Origin of the sequence: Nocardia sp. NPDC050630 (assembly GCF_044457245.1) — a bacterium.
In the GTDB taxonomy this organism is placed as follows: domain Bacteria; phylum Actinomycetota; class Actinomycetes; order Mycobacteriales; family Mycobacteriaceae; genus Nocardia.
This window is the reverse complement of the sequence record NZ_JBITGN010000003.1, coordinates 313,802-328,947: the sequence shown is the minus strand read 5'-3', so window position 1 is coordinate 328,947 and position 15,146 is coordinate 313,802. Positions and strand designations below refer to the sequence as shown.

General features: G+C 66.9%; 14 protein-coding genes. 9 read left to right on the top strand and 5 right to left on the bottom strand.

The annotated features are described in order from the left end of the window. Window positions 1–476 precede the first annotated feature (476 nt). On the top strand, window positions 477–1,205 hold the full coding sequence (locus ACIBG0_RS11680) for a class I SAM-dependent DNA methyltransferase (protein WP_397031650.1): 729 nt from the start codon (window positions 477–479) through the stop codon (window positions 1,203–1,205). Here the strand turns inward: ACIBG0_RS11680 and ACIBG0_RS11675 are convergent, their stop codons facing one another. Together ACIBG0_RS11675 and ACIBG0_RS11670 are read right to left on the bottom strand one after the other, a co-directional pair. Then, window positions 1,206–2,801, bottom strand: a complete 1,596-nt coding sequence (locus ACIBG0_RS11675; protein ID WP_397031648.1) for a DNA polymerase Y family protein — start codon at window positions 2,799–2,801, stop codon at window positions 1,206–1,208. 484 nt (window positions 2,802–3,285) lie between these two features. Next, window positions 3,286–4,020, bottom strand: coding sequence for a hypothetical protein (locus tag ACIBG0_RS11670; RefSeq protein WP_397031646.1), 735 nt, complete (start codon window positions 4,018–4,020; stop codon window positions 3,286–3,288). A gap of 338 nt (window positions 4,021–4,358) precedes the next feature. On the opposite strand from ACIBG0_RS11670, the gene ACIBG0_RS11665 reads away from it, so the two are divergent. Genes ACIBG0_RS11665 through ACIBG0_RS11655 form a run of 3 tightly spaced genes read left to right on the top strand, consistent with a single transcriptional unit; the run spans window position 4,359 to window position 6,987 of the window. Next, on the top strand, window positions 4,359–4,958 hold the full coding sequence (locus ACIBG0_RS11665; RefSeq protein ID WP_397031644.1) for a TetR/AcrR family transcriptional regulator: 600 nt from the start codon (window positions 4,359–4,361) through the stop codon (window positions 4,956–4,958). Further along, window positions 4,955–5,806, top strand: coding sequence for a phytanoyl-CoA dioxygenase family protein (locus tag ACIBG0_RS11660; protein ID WP_397031642.1), 852 nt, complete (start codon window positions 4,955–4,957; stop codon window positions 5,804–5,806). Before ACIBG0_RS11665 ends, ACIBG0_RS11660 begins: the two co-directional genes overlap by 4 nt. Before the next feature lie 53 nt (window positions 5,807–5,859). Continuing rightward, window positions 5,860–6,987, top strand: coding sequence for a serine/threonine-protein kinase (locus tag ACIBG0_RS11655; protein WP_397031640.1), 1,128 nt, complete (start codon window positions 5,860–5,862; stop codon window positions 6,985–6,987). A gap of 203 nt (window positions 6,988–7,190) precedes the next feature. Here ACIBG0_RS11655 and ACIBG0_RS11650 read toward each other — a convergent pair whose 3' ends face one another. Together ACIBG0_RS11650 and ACIBG0_RS11645 are read right to left on the bottom strand one after the other, a co-directional pair. Continuing rightward, window positions 7,191–7,826 (bottom strand): response regulator, encoded by a 636-nt coding sequence (locus ACIBG0_RS11650; protein WP_397031993.1) that lies wholly within the window; start codon window positions 7,824–7,826, stop codon window positions 7,191–7,193. Window positions 7,827–8,108: 282 nt separating this feature from the next. Continuing rightward, the gene (locus ACIBG0_RS11645; protein WP_397031992.1) at window positions 8,109–9,503 is read right to left on the bottom strand and encodes a PspC domain-containing protein; all 1,395 of its coding nucleotides are present in this window, start codon (window positions 9,501–9,503) and stop codon (window positions 8,109–8,111) included. Between the two features lie 402 nt (window positions 9,504–9,905). Between ACIBG0_RS11645 and ACIBG0_RS11640 the strand changes: the two genes are divergently transcribed. The 5 genes from ACIBG0_RS11640 to ACIBG0_RS11620 all read left to right on the top strand — a co-directional run bounded on the left by ACIBG0_RS11640 (window position 9,906) and on the right by ACIBG0_RS11620 (window position 14,679). Then, window positions 9,906–11,021: a hypothetical protein gene (locus ACIBG0_RS11640; protein WP_397031638.1), complete on the top strand. Its 1,116-nt coding sequence runs from the start codon at window positions 9,906–9,908 to the stop codon at window positions 11,019–11,021. Window positions 11,022–11,596: 575 nt separating this feature from the next. Continuing rightward, on the top strand, window positions 11,597–12,241 hold the full coding sequence (locus ACIBG0_RS11635) for an MspA family porin (RefSeq protein ID WP_397031636.1): 645 nt from the start codon (window positions 11,597–11,599) through the stop codon (window positions 12,239–12,241). A 200-nt stretch (window positions 12,242–12,441) separates the two neighbouring features. Next, entirely contained in the window at window positions 12,442–14,232 is a 1,791-nt protein-coding gene (locus tag ACIBG0_RS11630; protein WP_397031634.1) for a PspC domain-containing protein, read from the top strand. Next, entirely contained in the window at window positions 14,225–14,437 is a 213-nt protein-coding gene (locus ACIBG0_RS11625; protein ID WP_397031632.1) for a hypothetical protein, read from the top strand. The genes ACIBG0_RS11630 and ACIBG0_RS11625 overlap by 8 nt, the downstream gene beginning before the upstream one ends. Window positions 14,438–14,499: 62 nt before the next feature. Further along, complete coding sequence (locus ACIBG0_RS11620; RefSeq protein ID WP_397031630.1) at window positions 14,500–14,679, top strand: hypothetical protein; 180 nt, start codon at window positions 14,500–14,502, stop codon at window positions 14,677–14,679. Here ACIBG0_RS11620 and ACIBG0_RS11615 read toward each other — a convergent pair. Further along, entirely contained in the window at window positions 14,642–15,097 is a 456-nt protein-coding gene (locus tag ACIBG0_RS11615; protein ID WP_397031628.1) for a hypothetical protein, read from the bottom strand. The two genes, ACIBG0_RS11620 and ACIBG0_RS11615, sit on opposite strands and share 38 nt — an antisense overlap. Window positions 15,098–15,146 lie beyond the last annotated feature (49 nt).

Sequence of the window (15,146 nt, the reverse complement as noted above, 5' to 3'; positions counted from 1 at the left end):
CGGGCCCCCCCCCCCCCGTGGGCCCCCGCGTCCGAGCCGTCGAGACTCGCGACTTCGTCGCATGCGCTTCGACGACTCGGACGCGAGACGGGCCGCGAACGGTCGCTCGTAAAACTCGCTCCATTGTGGTTGGGGGTGGCGGGTTGTTCGGCACTTGGTGCGCGCATGCGGGAAGGGTGAGTCCCGCGCCTTGCGGGCGCATGCGCTACGACGGCTCCGACGCGAGACGGGCCGCGAACGGTCGCTGGTAAAACTCGCTCCATTGGAGTCGCTCATGGCGGGGCGTTCAGCACCCGTGCACGCATGCGGGAAGGGCGAGACCCGCACCTACGGGCGCACGCGCTTCGACGACTCGGACACCAGACAGGCCGCGAACTCGCCGCTCGGGGTAGTCACCACGGCCGCATGGTCCTGGCATCTCGATTGCTCGACATTCGAAGCCGCCGCAGGATGTGGTGGCGGAAAAGGTCTGGCGGATGTCGACGTATCGCGGCAATACTTCGGCCATGCCCTCCTTCGCCGACTTCGATCGCCGCAACTATCGCACCGTTGATGTCGCCGCCGGGTACGACGGGTGGGCGCCGACATATGAGCAGACGGTCATGGACGAGATGGATCTCGGGCTGCTGAATCGGCTGCGGCAACCGGACTGGGGTGGGGTACAACGCGCCGCGGATCTCGGCTGCGGGACGGGGCGGACTGGAGCTTGGTTGCGGGAGAAGGGAATTCGCCATATCGATGGCGTCGACGTGAGCGCTGGGATGCTGGCGCGAGCACGTGCGCGCGGAGCACACACCACACTCGCCGAGGCGGACGCGCGCGACACCGGGTTGCCAAGTGGTGCTTATGATTTGGTGATCTCCTCACTGATCGACGAGCACTTGGACGATCTGACGCCCTTCTACGCCGAAGCCTGGCGGCTGGCCGCGCCCGGCGGCACTTGTGTCACGGTCAGCTATCACCCGCAGTTCATGATGGTGACCGGCATGCCGACGCACTACACCCCGCCGTCCGGCGAGCCGGTCGCGATCAGCACGCATCTGCATTTGATCAGCGAACAGGTTTCGGCGGCATCGGCGGCTGGCTGGATGCTCACCGAGATGGCCGAGGCGCTGGTGGATGACGACTGGATCGCGGCCAAGCCGAAATGGGCGCAGCTGCGCGGACATCCATTCACGCTGGCGCTGGTGTGGTCGCGCACATAGTCAGTCGTAAAGCCCCTCGACGCGCCAGGTCTGCTCGTTGTAGATGAGCAGCAGAACACGGACATCGGCCGGTTCACCGGCAAGTTGCACCTGGATACGGGCGGCGATTCCGGCGCAGAGGGTGGCGGATTCCGGGGTCCACCAGTGTTCGTCAACCGGCCACGGACCAGCCCAGCCCGCCAGCGGCCACTGCTTGCTGCCCCACCGCAGCAGGGCCGGGTCGGCGGTGAAAAGGCCACGGTCGGTGACCTGCACCGGCGTTGCGTCGGCGGCCTCCAGATGCACAACCGAACGGTTCACCAGGATCACCGCGGGTGCGGGATGGGGCAGTCGGCCGGGCCATGGCAGCGCCGGGTCGGCGGCCGGAATCGGCTCGTCACCGAGGGCGACCATGGTGATGCGTTCGGCGGGTCCTCGGCCACCGCTGAGCACGCCGATCCGGACCGCCTCGCCACCGAGCAGCCCCTGCACCCGGATCAGGGCGCGGCGGGCCCGCTCGTCATGCTCGCCGACTCCACCCCACAGACCGAGCTGAAGTGCGCTCGCCGCAACGACTTCGACGGGCTTCAGGCGCAATAGCGTGATCGGTGCGGTGGGCCGGTCGCGGCGGGTGAGCCAGCCGTCCAACTGCCAGCGCACTCGATCCGCGGTGCCCTCCGGGGTCAGCGGTTCGGCGCACCGCCAGATTCGCGAAAGCTGTTCGCCTGCCTCGGTTTCAGCGAATACCGACAATCGGGTGCAGGCCATCGAGGCTTTGGACAGCGCCTCGTGCAACTGGGTGGCGAGCATGCGTCCCGCGAAGGCCGCGGCATCGACGCGATCAATCGGCGGATCGCAGCGATACTGCACCGTCAGATCTTTCGGCGGACGACGCGCGGACGGCGGACGCTCCGGCACGGCCCTGGCACAGCGATGCGCCAGTACGGCATCGGCGCCGAAGCGCGAGGTGACCTCGATCGGAGTCAGCGCGGCGAAATCACCGATCCGCCGTAATCCCAAGCGGTGCAACAGATCCACCAGATCACTGCGTTCCGGTGCGGACAGACTCGGTTCCAGCGCGAGTTCACGCACCGGCAGCGGCGCCAGAAATCGCGCACCGCCGCCGGGCGGCACGATCGCGGTGAAACGCGCCGCGATCACCGCTGTGGACAACTCGTCGGCAATACCGATCTGCGCCTCCACCCCCACCGCGGCGGCCGCGTCGACGAGCCGTTCGGCCGCCGCCTCCTCGGACCCGAAAAACCGTGCCGCACCCCGCGCACCGAGCACCAACAGTCCCGGACGCAGCACCTCGACTCCCGGCACCGTCGCATCGATGGCCGCCACCACCGGCTCGAACAAGCGCGCATCCCGATCCGGATCCACCTGTGCGATATACACATTCGGACACCGCGCCTGCGCCTCCCGCTTGGTCAGCCCACGCCGCACCCCCTCGGCCCTGGCAATGGCCGAACACTCCACCACCTTATTGGCGAACAGCACCGCCACCGGCCGCGTCGCAGGCACCCGCGCCACCGCCGCCGCCGTCACCGCCGACCAGTCCGGACACCACAGCGCCAGCACCCGCACCCCACCCACCCGACTCGGCCGGATCACCACCCCACCCCTCCGGGCACCCCGTGTAGCGACGGGGCATCCGCTGTCCGGTGTGCCCGGTCGCAAGACAGGGTGCCCAAACGAACCTCGCAGCCGAGCGGCATGTCCTGGTCGGCCGCATGGGTTTTCGCGCGACACACTGATGCCGTCGCGCGAGCCCGCACATCGGGTGAGGGGCGGCCGATCCTGGTGTGCGTACCTGGGCACCGATGTGCACACAGCCCGCCTAGGATGCCGCACAGTCCAGATCTAGGGCCAATGTGACGGTCGGCCGTTATCCCCTGACCGCTGTCAAGGCGATAGTCGGCCATTGCCCTCTGACCGCCGTTGCTTACGGCAGCGAGGGGCACTGCGCCCGAATCATGCTCGTGCACCGCACGTCACCTCGCTTGCCTCGGCTTTGCCGCCGAGTCGGGACCCCGAATCGCTGGAAAGGCCGTTTCGCGCAGGAGAACTCATGGCGCGACGGTTACCGAGGTTCGAATCATGACGCTGCACCGTGGGCCTCGACAGTCGCTTCATCTGCCGCGGCGACTGTTTCCACCCCTACCCATTCCAGTCGGCTCGCACTGGGACGCAGTTCGATTCGGCCGTGGCAGGGTGTGCCCGCTTTGCCGCGGACCGCGACCTCCAAGCGGAGTGAGCGCAGGCGACCCCGGCCCGCGCCGAGGCCGCCGTATCCGGCGATGCGGGTATCCACGCGCAGGGACGGATTTGGCCAGCGTCCGTCGGTAACCACCAGGGTGGCCCCTTTGCTGCGTGCGCGGGCGGCGATGACTCGGGTGCGGGACGGGGCGACGGTAGCGCCGGCGAGGCCGAGCACGACCAGATCGAGGCCGTCGAGCAATACCGCGGCCACCTCCACCGGATCCGGCCCGGGATCGGCGACGACGGCGAGGCGCTGCAACTGCGCGCCCATCTCGACCGCGGCGAGCAGCCCGAGCCGCGGCATCCCGACCACCGCGGCATGCCCGCCGCCCTCGGTCACCGCGGCGAGCAGACCGGCCAGCAGCGAACTCGCACCCGAATAGGCCACTACCGACCCCTTGACCAGGCCGCCATCAGGCAACAGTTCGGCAAGGGCTGGTGGCACCGCGAGCGCTTCCCTGCGCAATTCGGCGGCGCGTGGAAGCCGCTCGGCCGCCGCTTCCCCGCGCCCGGGTATCGCCGCCATCCGTCGACGCAGCTCATCCAGTGTCGGTTTATCCCTCGGCGGCATCCTGTCCCGCCGTCTCCCCGCCCCTGAATCCTCATCCGAACCCATCACAACCACCTACTTCCACCGATGGACCCGAGGCGAAGGCGCGGCCCGAACCCCCACTAACAAGAGTTCAGCACCGATCCAGCTATCGATCACTATCGAATATACGTTCGATACTCGCTCAGTAGAAACCCACCCCCGACTTCCGTCAAGTACGCGCCCTGACCGCGATCACTTCGCAACCTGCCATTGTTTTTTGAGTTGAACTCAACTTAAGATCGGCGCCATGAGCGAGCGAACACCAGCACAGCCGACATGTCGGTCATGACGGAGGCAAGCGTCAGTGAGGCGGAGTCATGACCGACCAGGAATGGACCGGGCGCGGCGCGACAGCACGCAGACGACTACTGGAGGCGGCGCATGCGGAGCTGAGCGAAACCGGCGAACTCGAGGTGGCCGCCGTCGCCCGCCGCGCCGGTGTCAGCGTCGGGCTGCCCTACCGGTACTTCGGCTCGCGCAGCGGACTGCTTACCGCCGTAATCACCGACTTTTACGACCGACTCGGCGAAACGGTCACCTATGCGGAATTCGCCGGAAAGGATTGGCGCGAACGCGAACACGCGCGCGTGGTGGCCTGGGTGAACTTCCTCTACGACGACCCACTCGCCCCCGTCGCGCTCGGACGATTCGGCGACGCCGAGGCGGCGGGCGTGGAACGGCAACGGTTGCAGCAGGCGATCGAGGTCGGCATCCGGAATATGGCGCAGGGCCAGCGCCAGGGCATGGTGCCCGCGGACCGCGATCCCGAATTGCTCGTGGCGGCCGTCCTCGGTGGAGTGCACATGGCCGTTGCGGTGGCGCTGACTCGCAGTCCGCGTCCGGACCGCGCCGTCGTCGCCGACCAGGTATGGGAATTCGTGGCCGGGGCAACCGGCGCGGGAAAGGAAGAACAATGAGCAATGCACAACCGGAGGTCGAACGGCTCGAGGACCTCGCGGGCGATCTGTCCCGAACCCATCGAACAGTCCACGAGGCACGCGATGTCCCCGCCGCGCAGGTGGACGCCGACCTCGCCGCTCTCGATCGGGACGGCTACGTGATTCTCGAGGGCCTGCTCGACTCGGCACAGTGCGCGGCACTTCGCAAAGAACTCCTGCCCCTGCTCGGCCCGAACGGGCGAAATGCGTTCGAGGGCCGCCGGACTCAGCGGCTCTACAGCGTGCTCGGCAAGACGCGCATGGTCGACCGGCTGGTCGAGCATCCCCGCGTACTCGCCCTCTTGGATCGACTTCTGCTACCCGGATATCTGCTGTCGCAGTTGCAGATAATCAATATCGCCCCCGGCGAGAATGCCCAGCTCCTGCATCCCGACGACGGCTTCTATCCGGTGCCGCGACCACGAAAGGCATTGTCGGCAGCCACCATCTGGGCGATCGACGAATTCACCGCCGAGAACGGCGCGACAATGCTCATCCCGGGAAGTCATCGCTGGCCGGACGGTCGAACGCCACAGCAGGACGATATGCGGGTGCCCGGGGTCATGCCCGCCGGATCGTGTGTCTTCTTCCTCGGCACGCTCTGGCACGGCGGTGGCGCGAACCGCTCCGCGAACTCGCGATTGGCCGCCACCGCACAGTACTGCGAGCCGTGGCTGCGCACCCAGGAGGCGTTCACTCTCTCGACCGACCGCGATACGGTGCGCACGGTCTCGCCCGAAATCCGGCGCATGCTCGGCTACAGCATCCATCCGCCATTCATCGGCATGGTGGACGGTATGCACCCGGATCGCCTGCTGACGCAATAACCGGCACGGTGCGAATCAGGCCAGCTGGCCGCGTTTTCCGCTACCCTCGCACCGTGACCGAACGCGCTCGTCCCATTGTCGGCCCCGATTATCTGGTTGCCGGCCGCTACCGTCTGCAGTCGAAACTGGGCGGCGGCGGTATGGGCGCGGTATGGCTCGCACACGATCGCCTGCTCAACCGGGACGTCGCGATCAAACAGGTGCTCTCCACCGCCGGACTCCCGGAGGCGCAGGCCAATGAGATCCGCAACCAGATCATGCACGAGGGCCGGGTCGCGGCCAAGCTCTCGCATGAGCACGCCATCGCCGTCTACGACGTGGTGCTCGAGGCCGGTGAGCCATGGCTGGTGATGGAACATCTGCCATCACGCAGTGTCGCAAGGGCATTGGCGCTGGTGAATGCGCTGCCGCCGATCGAGGTGGCGCAGATCGGGGCGCAGGTCGCCGATGCGTTGGCGGCCGCGCACGCCGCGGGCATCGTGCACCGCGATATCAAACCCGGCAATATTCTCGTCGCCGACCGTGGACCCGTCGTCGGCATGGCCAAGCTCAGCGACTTCGGTATCTCGCGCGGTGCGACCGACAGCTCCGACGAACCGGACGGCGTGATCACCGGCACCCCCGCCTATCTGCCCCCTGAGGTGGCGCGCGGCGCGCAGCCGACCACGGCAAGCGATGTGTTCTCCCTCGGCGCCACGCTCTACACCGCGATCGAGGGGCAACCGCCGTTCGGTATGGACGACGACACCGATGCCGTGGTCTATCGCGCGGCGATGGCCCAGATCATCCCGCCCAGCCGCAGCGGCATGCTCACCAACGCGTTGCTGCACATGATGGAGCCGGCCCCGCAGCGCAGGCCGACCATGGCCGAGGCTCGCGACGAAATCCTCACCGCCGCATTCGGTCCCGGTACCGGACCGTATATCCTCGGCGCCCCGGTGCGCACGGAGGACGGCACCATTCCGGCATGGGCCGCCCGCAATTCGGCATCGGGCCTGCGTAGCCCGCACTCCACACCGCTGCCGCGCCCGCACCGCAGCAACACCTCGGCCCCAGCGGCCGCGGCACCCCAGCGCCCGAAGGCGAAGTCGAAGGAAACGAGCAATGCCCCACTCGCCATCGCCATCGGCCTGCTGATCGGCCTGGTCCTTATCATCGCCATCATCATCGCGATGATGTAATCCGCTGCGCCACAGCTTTTCAGCTGCCGCATGATTGCAAAGCGCGCACGCTTCGAGTACGCAACCTTGCGGTACGCACGAAATGGCACCGCGCCCACAAATTGCACCGCGCAGCCGACGAAATGGCCTGGCTCGCATCAACTTGCCGGGTGAAACCATGCGCGGCAAGCGAATTCGTACGCGGCGCGCCAGAATGCGTAAAGTCAGTCGATGCGGCGCCGGTGGGCCCAGCGGGTGAGTGCGTTGCGGTTGGACTGCTGGGTCTTGCGAAGCACGTTGGAGGCGTGGGTTTCGACGGTTTTCACCGAAATATAGAGTTTCTCCGCGATTTCCCGATAGGTGTAGCCGCGGGCGAGCAGCCGCAGCACCTCCAGTTCGCGCGGGGTGAGCGAATCCAGTTCGGGATCCAGTGGCGGCTCCGGCACCGGCGATTTGCCGGTGAACGAGTCGAGTACGAAACCGGCCAGCCGCGGACTGAACACCGCATCGCCACCGGCGACCCGTCGAATACCATCGGCCAGTTCGGATCCCGAGATCGTCTTGGTCACATAGCCGCGCGCACCCGCACGGATCACCGCGATCACATCCTCGGCGGCGTCGGAGACACTCAATGCCAGGCATACCGGACCGTCATTGATGCCGGACAGCACCGCGACCCCGCCGCCGTCGGGCATATGCACATCGAGCAGCACAACATCCGGACGCGCGGCATTGATTCCGGCGACCGCCTCGGCCACGCCCCCGGCCTCCCCGACAACCTCCATATCGGTCTCCCGGCTCAATTCGGCCCGCACACCCGAACGGAATACGGCGTGATCATCGACGAGAAAGACCCGCACGGCCACCTACTTCTCCTCACCCTCGGTGGATCGATCCACCCTGACGCACGGGCGGCCCGCAGGCCGTCCGCACTTCATCGGTACCACAACCGCCGCCGGATCCGTCGTCATCCATACCACTCATCGCCAGCGACGCCTCGAAGGCGCTGCCCGGACCGGACTCATTCCGGCGGTGCCGCGATGTTCGAACGAAAGTCACGAGTTCCTGCTACGCGACACCATCGGCTCACGGCCGAGCCGCAACCCGGCGGCCGCACGGAACACCCCTGCTCGACGGCACGATCATCGGCGGTTGCGAACCGTTTGTCGCACCTCGTCCGGTTCGTCGCCGACCGGCGCGTCCTCGGCTCGATCCTGATCACCGGCATCGGTGCGCGGCATGATGATCCGCACCTCGGTGCCCCGACCAGGAGTGGACAGGATCTCCACCTGACCGCCGCGCCGCTCGATTCTGGCGCGAATGGATTTCGCGACGCCTCGCCGATCCTGCGGCACCGCCGCGATATCGAATCCGGTGCCGCGATCGCGCACGAAAATGCTCACCTGATGCGGTTCTGCCTCGGCGAACAGATCGATCTCCGGAACCCCCGCATGTTTGGCGGCATTCACCAGCGCCTCCCGGCTCGCGCCGAGCAAAGCGGTGAAATGCTCCTTCGGCAGACCAGATCCGCTGTCGGCGCCGTCCATCGTCACATCGCCAACGGTGACCGGAGTCACTTTCACCCCGTGCTGATCCTCGACCTCGCCCGCGATCGTGCGCAGCGCCACCGCCAGGCTCGACTGTGCGGGCCCGGAATCTTCGAAGAGCCAGCGGCGCAGTTCCCGCTCCTGACTGCGCGCCAGCCGGACCACTTCCTGCGGGTCGTCGGCCTGACGCTGGATGAGCGCCAAGGTCTGCAGCACCGAATCATGCAGGTGGGACGCGATTTCCTCACGTTCCTCATTGCGAATACGGGCCGCGCGCTCGGCATTCAGCGCGCGCATCATGCGCAGCCACAGCGGCACCGTCAGCAGACCGGCGCCGATCAATGTGACCGCCACCGCGATCAGCGCGGAGCCGAGCGAGCTCAGATCGATCCTGGCCAGCACCACCACGCCGAGTCCGAGCACGATCATGGTGATCCCGGCGACGATGCGCGACCAGGTCACCACCGAGGGACGCGCGGGCAGGCCGAGCAGCGACCGCGGGCCGTCGGTGTCGTATTCACGCCACACCAGGGCCGCACCCACCGCCACCACGACGATCGGCACGATCACCTTCGCCGCGGTACCGCTGAACAACCACGAAACCCCGACCGCGAGCCCGATCCCGAGCAGAGCCAACCCGATCGCCTGCCGGCGCTCCTTACCGGTCGGCTTCAGCGCATCGTGGCCGCCGGGAGTGAAGATCCACAGCATGCCGTAGGCGACGATCCCCGCCCCCGCCAGCGCGGACAGCAATACGAATGCCATCCGCACCTTGAACACATCGAGCCCGAGATGGTCGGCGACACCGCCAGCCACACCGCCCACGATCCGGCCACCCGAACGCCGCACCATCCGCGGATAGGGCGGCGTGGGCGCAAGCGCCGGCGCGGCACCGAAGCGGCCGGAGCCGGGCGTGAACCCGGGCGCGGCGCCGAACCCCCGGGGATCGGCCCCCCGAGCAGCATCGAACGCGGGCACGGACGGGTACATGCCTTCGATACTGGCACGGCCCACCGACACCCGACCATCGGGAATCACCCTGATCTTCACCGTTGTGTGCCGACAGATCTCATCTGTCGCATACAGGCGATATCTGTCATTAGAGCAGGACTTGCCCGAGTCCAGTTTCCGCGCTGAGGGCCCGACTCCGATCAAGGGCTGGACGATGCGGTCCTTACCTCGAAGTCTGTGTGGTTCCAGCACTGTCTGGTTCATACCGGTTGAACCGGCGCTTCGGACCGCCCGATCTGCACGCTTCGGCTTCCCGTCAGCGGTGAGTCGACCGCATGCGGGCCGGATATATGATGCGCATCCTTCACGCAGTGCGCCAAAGGGTTTCGTCGTCGGAGAATTGCCCGTCAGCTGCCTGCGGTCGATCGAAACGGAGCCGCCATGACCAGATACGCACATTTCGTCGGTAGCCTGCCCGAGGCCCTGATGACCAGCGATCGCGACGTCATGCAATGGTTCGCCGACCAGAGTGACGGCTGGCCACTTACTGCGGTGCCGCGCGATCTCGATTCGGGCTGGGTCGTCGCCTACCTGCGTGCTCTCGAAGGGCGTGACGCCTTCGACGTCATCCGCGCGGGCGACTACGCCGACTACAGCGATATGCGCAGCTACGGTGTGCGGGCCGGTCACGTCCTTGAACCACGCGACGTGGCGATGGGGCGCGTCGAGCGGATCACTGCGATCGTCTCGGAGTTCGAGTCGCTACAGCGCAGCCGTCCGGAGCTGGCGGACAAGCGGGTACAGATCAGCCAGCCCAACCCATTGGATCTGGCCCTCTTCGTTTTCGCCGGCGCGGCGGTCTCGCCCGGTCTGCCCATGGGGCCCGCAGTCCGCAACCTCGGTGTACTCGTCACGGCGCTGCGGCATCTGCCCGTATTCACCGACGCCGTGCTGCAGGAGATGTCCGAGGTGACCGCTCGCTACGGCGATCGCGTTGTGTGGCAGGTGGAATCACCGATCGCCACCCTGGGCATGGTCAAGGCCGAGCGACTACGAGCGCAGTGGGCACTGGGACCGCTGCTGGCACGCCAGCTCGGCGGATTCCTCGTCCGCACCCACGAGATCGGCGCAGCGACAACCCTGCATCTGTGCTACGGCGACCACAAGCACAAGAACCTGCTGACCCCCCGCAGCCTGGCGCCAGCGGTACACCTGCTCGGCCACCTCTCCCCGCTGCTGCGCAAACGCGCAGTGCCCCTGCCGGTCGTGCATGTTCCCTGTGCCTACGGTGCGGATCCGGCACCGTTGGATCCGGCCTTCTACCGCCCGCTGCAGCGACTGGATCCCGGCTGGCAATTGATCGCCGGTGTCGTTTCTCCCGACGATGTCGACGACAGCATCCGCGCGCTGACACTGTTCGAACAGGCTTCGGGCCGCACCGCGCATGGGGTAGCAACCGCGTGCGGGCTCGGCCGTCGAACCATTGAGGACGCTCGGGCGGCGGCCGTGGCTACAGTCACCACCGCGCGCGCCGACGTCGGTGTATTCGCGGACTAAGCGGTCTGGGGAGCGCAACGGCAGTCCGATCCGACGATGTCGCGGTCACCGCGATGCTGGCGCCTGGTCCCGCACGTGGTCGAGCGGACTGGCCTGCGGGCACACCAGCAGAAGCCCTCGACTGCGCCTGCGGCCGCTACGTCAACGACCCCACCGCCTGGCCACCCACGACGAACTAACGGGCGCACGGCCAAGCCCCTGCCCGGCCGGCGCAGCCCCTGGCGGTCGATCAGGCGGAGTAGTCGATAGCCGGCCCGAAGGCGCCCTCGCCGTTGCCGGGCAGCACGCCTGTCCGGTCCGGACAAGAAAGCCACGCTGAACTGCCGTTCTTATATCGATCTCAGGCATCTTGCGACGAAAAGAGCGGGCAACCGACGGATCCGCTGCCGACTCGGGCACCGCCGGACCGGATAGCTGCGCCAAGGCATGTCTACCAGTGCTTTTCAGATCGAATACCGATCAATGGCTTAGGCAGTTCGCCGCCCCGCGCCATACGTTTCTTTCGGGTCGGAAACGTCCCACTCAACACCGGGACTCGCGCCGCAGGGGGCCGAGCACAGGTTCGGGGAGGAATCATGAACATCAAGTCGATACTGCTCATCGCCGCCACCTCGGTCGGAATCGCCGTGGCGGGCGCGCCGTCCGCCGCCGCGCAGGGGATGGCGCCGCACGAGAAGAACTACTCGGGCCCAAATGGATTCGAGCTCACCGTCGGCCATATGGACGAACAGTTCCGCCCGGTCCCCCCGCTCAATGGAATGCCGACCAACCGAGAGGTCTTTCTGGACAACACCTTCTACGGCATCATCCCAGCGAATGTGCCGGGCACCATGAAGGCGGGCTACCTGATCGCCTGTGCGGTCGATCTCGATCTCACGGTCGATATCCAGGCCGGCATCGGCTTCGACGCCGGATTCAGCATCGGGGTCAGCGGCAGTGGCGATTCGACGTCACCGAACTTCGATGCCAGCATCGGCCCGAAGATCTACGCGGGAGTCAGCCTCGACATGTCGATCAGCCCCGGCGAGATCAAGCCGATCGAAGTGGGCACCAAGGACTTGTCTCTCGGCGGCACCGGCTATCTGGTCAGCCACGACTATCACCTACTGGTCAAGAACTGCGGCGGACCGCTCACCATCCAGTCCTATGTGACCCTCACTGCCGACACACCCGAGGTCACCGCCGCTGACGCGGTGACAGGAGACCGGATCTTCCTGTGATCCGCTACCAGGACGGCCGTGCGATCAACGATCGCACGGCCAAGCGGCTATCGTGCCGTCCTCGGCGCGAACCCCACGCAACTCCCCTACCGTCCGCCCTGCGACAAATAACCAAGAGACCGATTGGTCCAAAAGGATCAGCATAGTTTCAGGGTTCCCCCCGATGTGCCGAAGCGCTGGTCACGCCCAGTATGGAAACCATGACGAAAACGAGCTTCGGCGATCAGATTCACCAGATGTGGCAGTCGCGGCCCGTCCGGTTGCCGCGGCAAGGTCCGATCGCGGGTGTCGCGGCCGGGTTCGGGCAGCGCTACGGGATCGATCCGGTGCTCGTGCGGGTCGCACTCGTGGTGTCGACGATCTTCGGCGGAGCGGGCATTGTGCTGTACCTGCTCGCCTGGCTGCTGTTCAGCGAGGCGGGCGAGCAGTTCTCGGCGGCGGAGTCGCTGTTCGGCAAGGGGCACAGCTCGCAGTCGCAGACCAAGACCATCGTGCTGATCGTGGCATTGGCGATCGCGGTCAGCACCATCGGACCGGTCGGCGTCGGACTGGCTGGCTCGGGCATGATCAGCATGGCGCTGATGCTGGCCGGTTGGTGGATGCTGCATATGCGAACCCCACAGCCACCGCCCGGCACGAGCTCACTCGGCGGCTTCGATGGTGGTCTCACCGCGACCGGCTACCCCGGGGCGGTATTCCCACAGCGCCCGATGCCCGGTGATTTCTACGCGCCGGAGACCAGCGTGTACACGCCGTACACCAAGTTGCCGGACGCATATGTTCCGGAGGCCCCCGCCCCGGCGGCATCGAACACTGCGGCGGATCAGGCAGGTCCGATTGTCTTGCCGGACGCCGAAAATAGCGACGCCGAAACCGAACTGATGGAAAAGCACGGCGCGCCGATCGCGGGCGCTACGCCAGCCGATCCCGACACCATCCTGCTTCGTAAGGATGATGCCGACACCGTACTGCTCGACAAGAGCGAGGCAGGAACCACGACGCCTCGGACCGGGACCACAGCCCCCACCGATGGAACAACGCCGGGAACCGCTTGCTCCGAATCGCCGCACACGACCGGCGGACTATCGGGCGTGAGCGCATCGACCGGCATCAGCACCACGGCGAGCGCGACGCCCGGCGCGAGCGCCACCTCCGGCGCAAAAGGTGGCGACACCGCACAACCTGTTGCTACATCCGGCACGAGCGGCACCGATGCCGCATCGGAAAGCGGCAACAGCTCATCGCGGGCGGAATCCCCTTCGCGCACAAGCACTGGCCCATCCCGAACAATGTCCGCGACACCCGCGCACGCTACCGGCCTCACCCCACCCTCCTGGGACCCCCTCGGCGTCGCCCCACTCGCCTGGGACCTCCCCGACCCCACTCCGACCCGCACCATCGTCGCTCCCCAGCCGAAGCCTCCTCGCTCCCGGCTCACACCCGTGGTGCTCGGCCTGGCCATCCTGGCCGCCGCCGGTGCGGGTGCGCTGGCCGCCTCCGGCGTCGAGTGGATGACTCCCGGACGCATCGCCGCGGTGGCGCTGGCGGTGATCGGGTCGGGGCTGGTGATCGGCGCATTCCTGCGCCGCGGCTTCGGCCTGCTCGTACTCACCGCACCGCTCGCTGGATTCGTGGTGCTGGCTTCGATGCTCGGACCGATCGAATTCGACAGCGCCACCGTCGGCGATCGCACCTGGGCGCCCACCTCGATAGTCGACCTCGCCCCGAAGTACGAGTTGACCATGGGAACAGGCACATTGGATCTGCGGTCGCTGAAGCTGACCGAGAACCGGGCCGTCGAGGTCACGGTCGGGCTCGGCGATGCCGAGATCCTGCTGCCCGAGGATATGGCGGTGCGCAGCGATTGCACCGTCAACCTGGGAGATGTCAACTGCCCCACCGGCATTACCGGCCCGCATGCCGACGGCGCACCCGTGCTCGATCTGAAAGTCCATGTCCGGACCGGCAATGCGGAGGTGCACCGTGGCTGAACCCACCGAAGACAACATCACCAAGCGGGGGCCATCGGTCTCTCTGCTGATCGTCGGACTGCTCGCCCTCGGCGTGAGCATCTGGGCCTTCATCGGCCCGTCCACCATGACCTCCACCGGTGTGGCATCCCTCGGCTGGGTCGTCGTGATCGCCGCCATCGTGGTCGGCGTCCTGCTGGTCATTTCCCCGCGCAGACCCCGCTGATCACGCGAATGGCCCGTCCAGGCGGACGGGCCATTTTCTTTGGAGGAGCAGAACCAATGCCCATGGAACAGTTCGACATCGACGACGACCCGACCGACCATACGGGAATCCCGATCGGCCGCTTGATGCCGCTGACACCGAGCCGCAGTTACCTCGTCGGCGGCTTATTACTCGGACAACTCATCCTCAGCCGCACACCACCCGCTACTCCAGATAAGCCGGGCAGCTCAAATGCTCACTGATCCGGTCGAGTAGCCGCTGCATACTGACCCGCTGCTTACCCTCCACACCGCGCGCGATCATCGGCACCATCCACCGCGCACTGGTCGCGACATTGAACATCTGCTGGATCACCCGAGCGCCCTTCGGATGCGGCAACACTCGGCATTCGGCGCGAAACCACCGCTGCCCTTCGACCGCGAGCATCGCCTGCGCCCGATCCACCTCGACCCGAATCCCATGGGGGTCCCCGGCGATCGCGGCCCGAAATTCATTCGGGCCGCCGCGCAATTGCATCCCGGGATCGGGGCCGTCGGCGAGGAAGAAGGCGTTGTCCGGACCGACCGGACCGGCACTCACCGTAGTGAGCAGCGCGGCCACCACCCCACACGGTGCCTCGACGACCGCGTGGACGGTGCAGAGCGGCTTCTTCGCTGCCATCCGGACCCCCTGGGGAACTGGTCTACCCGGCTGACGGTACTCCCGGAAT

Bases quoted from the DNA above. Each gene is read 5' to 3' on its own strand.
- ACIBG0_RS11680 (WP_397031650.1), top strand. From the start codon at position 477: ATGTCGACGTATCGCGGCAATACTTCGGCCATGCCCTCCTTCGCCGAC.
- ACIBG0_RS11670 (WP_397031646.1), bottom strand. From the start codon at position 4,020: ATGCCGCCGAGGGATAAACCGACACTGGATGAGCTGCGTCGACGGATG.
- ACIBG0_RS11665 (WP_397031644.1), top strand. From the start codon at position 4,359: ATGACCGACCAGGAATGGACCGGGCGCGGCGCGACAGCACGCAGACGA.
- ACIBG0_RS11660 (WP_397031642.1), top strand. From the start codon at position 4,955: ATGAGCAATGCACAACCGGAGGTCGAACGGCTCGAGGACCTCGCGGGC.
- ACIBG0_RS11645 (WP_397031992.1), bottom strand. From the start codon at position 9,503: ATGTACCCGTCCGTGCCCGCGTTCGATGCTGCTCGGGGGGCCGATCCC.
- ACIBG0_RS11640 (WP_397031638.1), top strand. From the start codon at position 9,906: ATGACCAGATACGCACATTTCGTCGGTAGCCTGCCCGAGGCCCTGATG.
- ACIBG0_RS11635 (WP_397031636.1), top strand. From the start codon at position 11,597: ATGAACATCAAGTCGATACTGCTCATCGCCGCCACCTCGGTCGGAATC.
- ACIBG0_RS11630 (WP_397031634.1), top strand. From the start codon at position 12,442: ATGACGAAAACGAGCTTCGGCGATCAGATTCACCAGATGTGGCAGTCG.
- ACIBG0_RS11620 (WP_397031630.1), top strand. From the start codon at position 14,500: ATGGAACAGTTCGACATCGACGACGACCCGACCGACCATACGGGAATC.
- ACIBG0_RS11615 (WP_397031628.1), bottom strand. From the start codon at position 15,097: ATGGCAGCGAAGAAGCCGCTCTGCACCGTCCACGCGGTCGTCGAGGCA.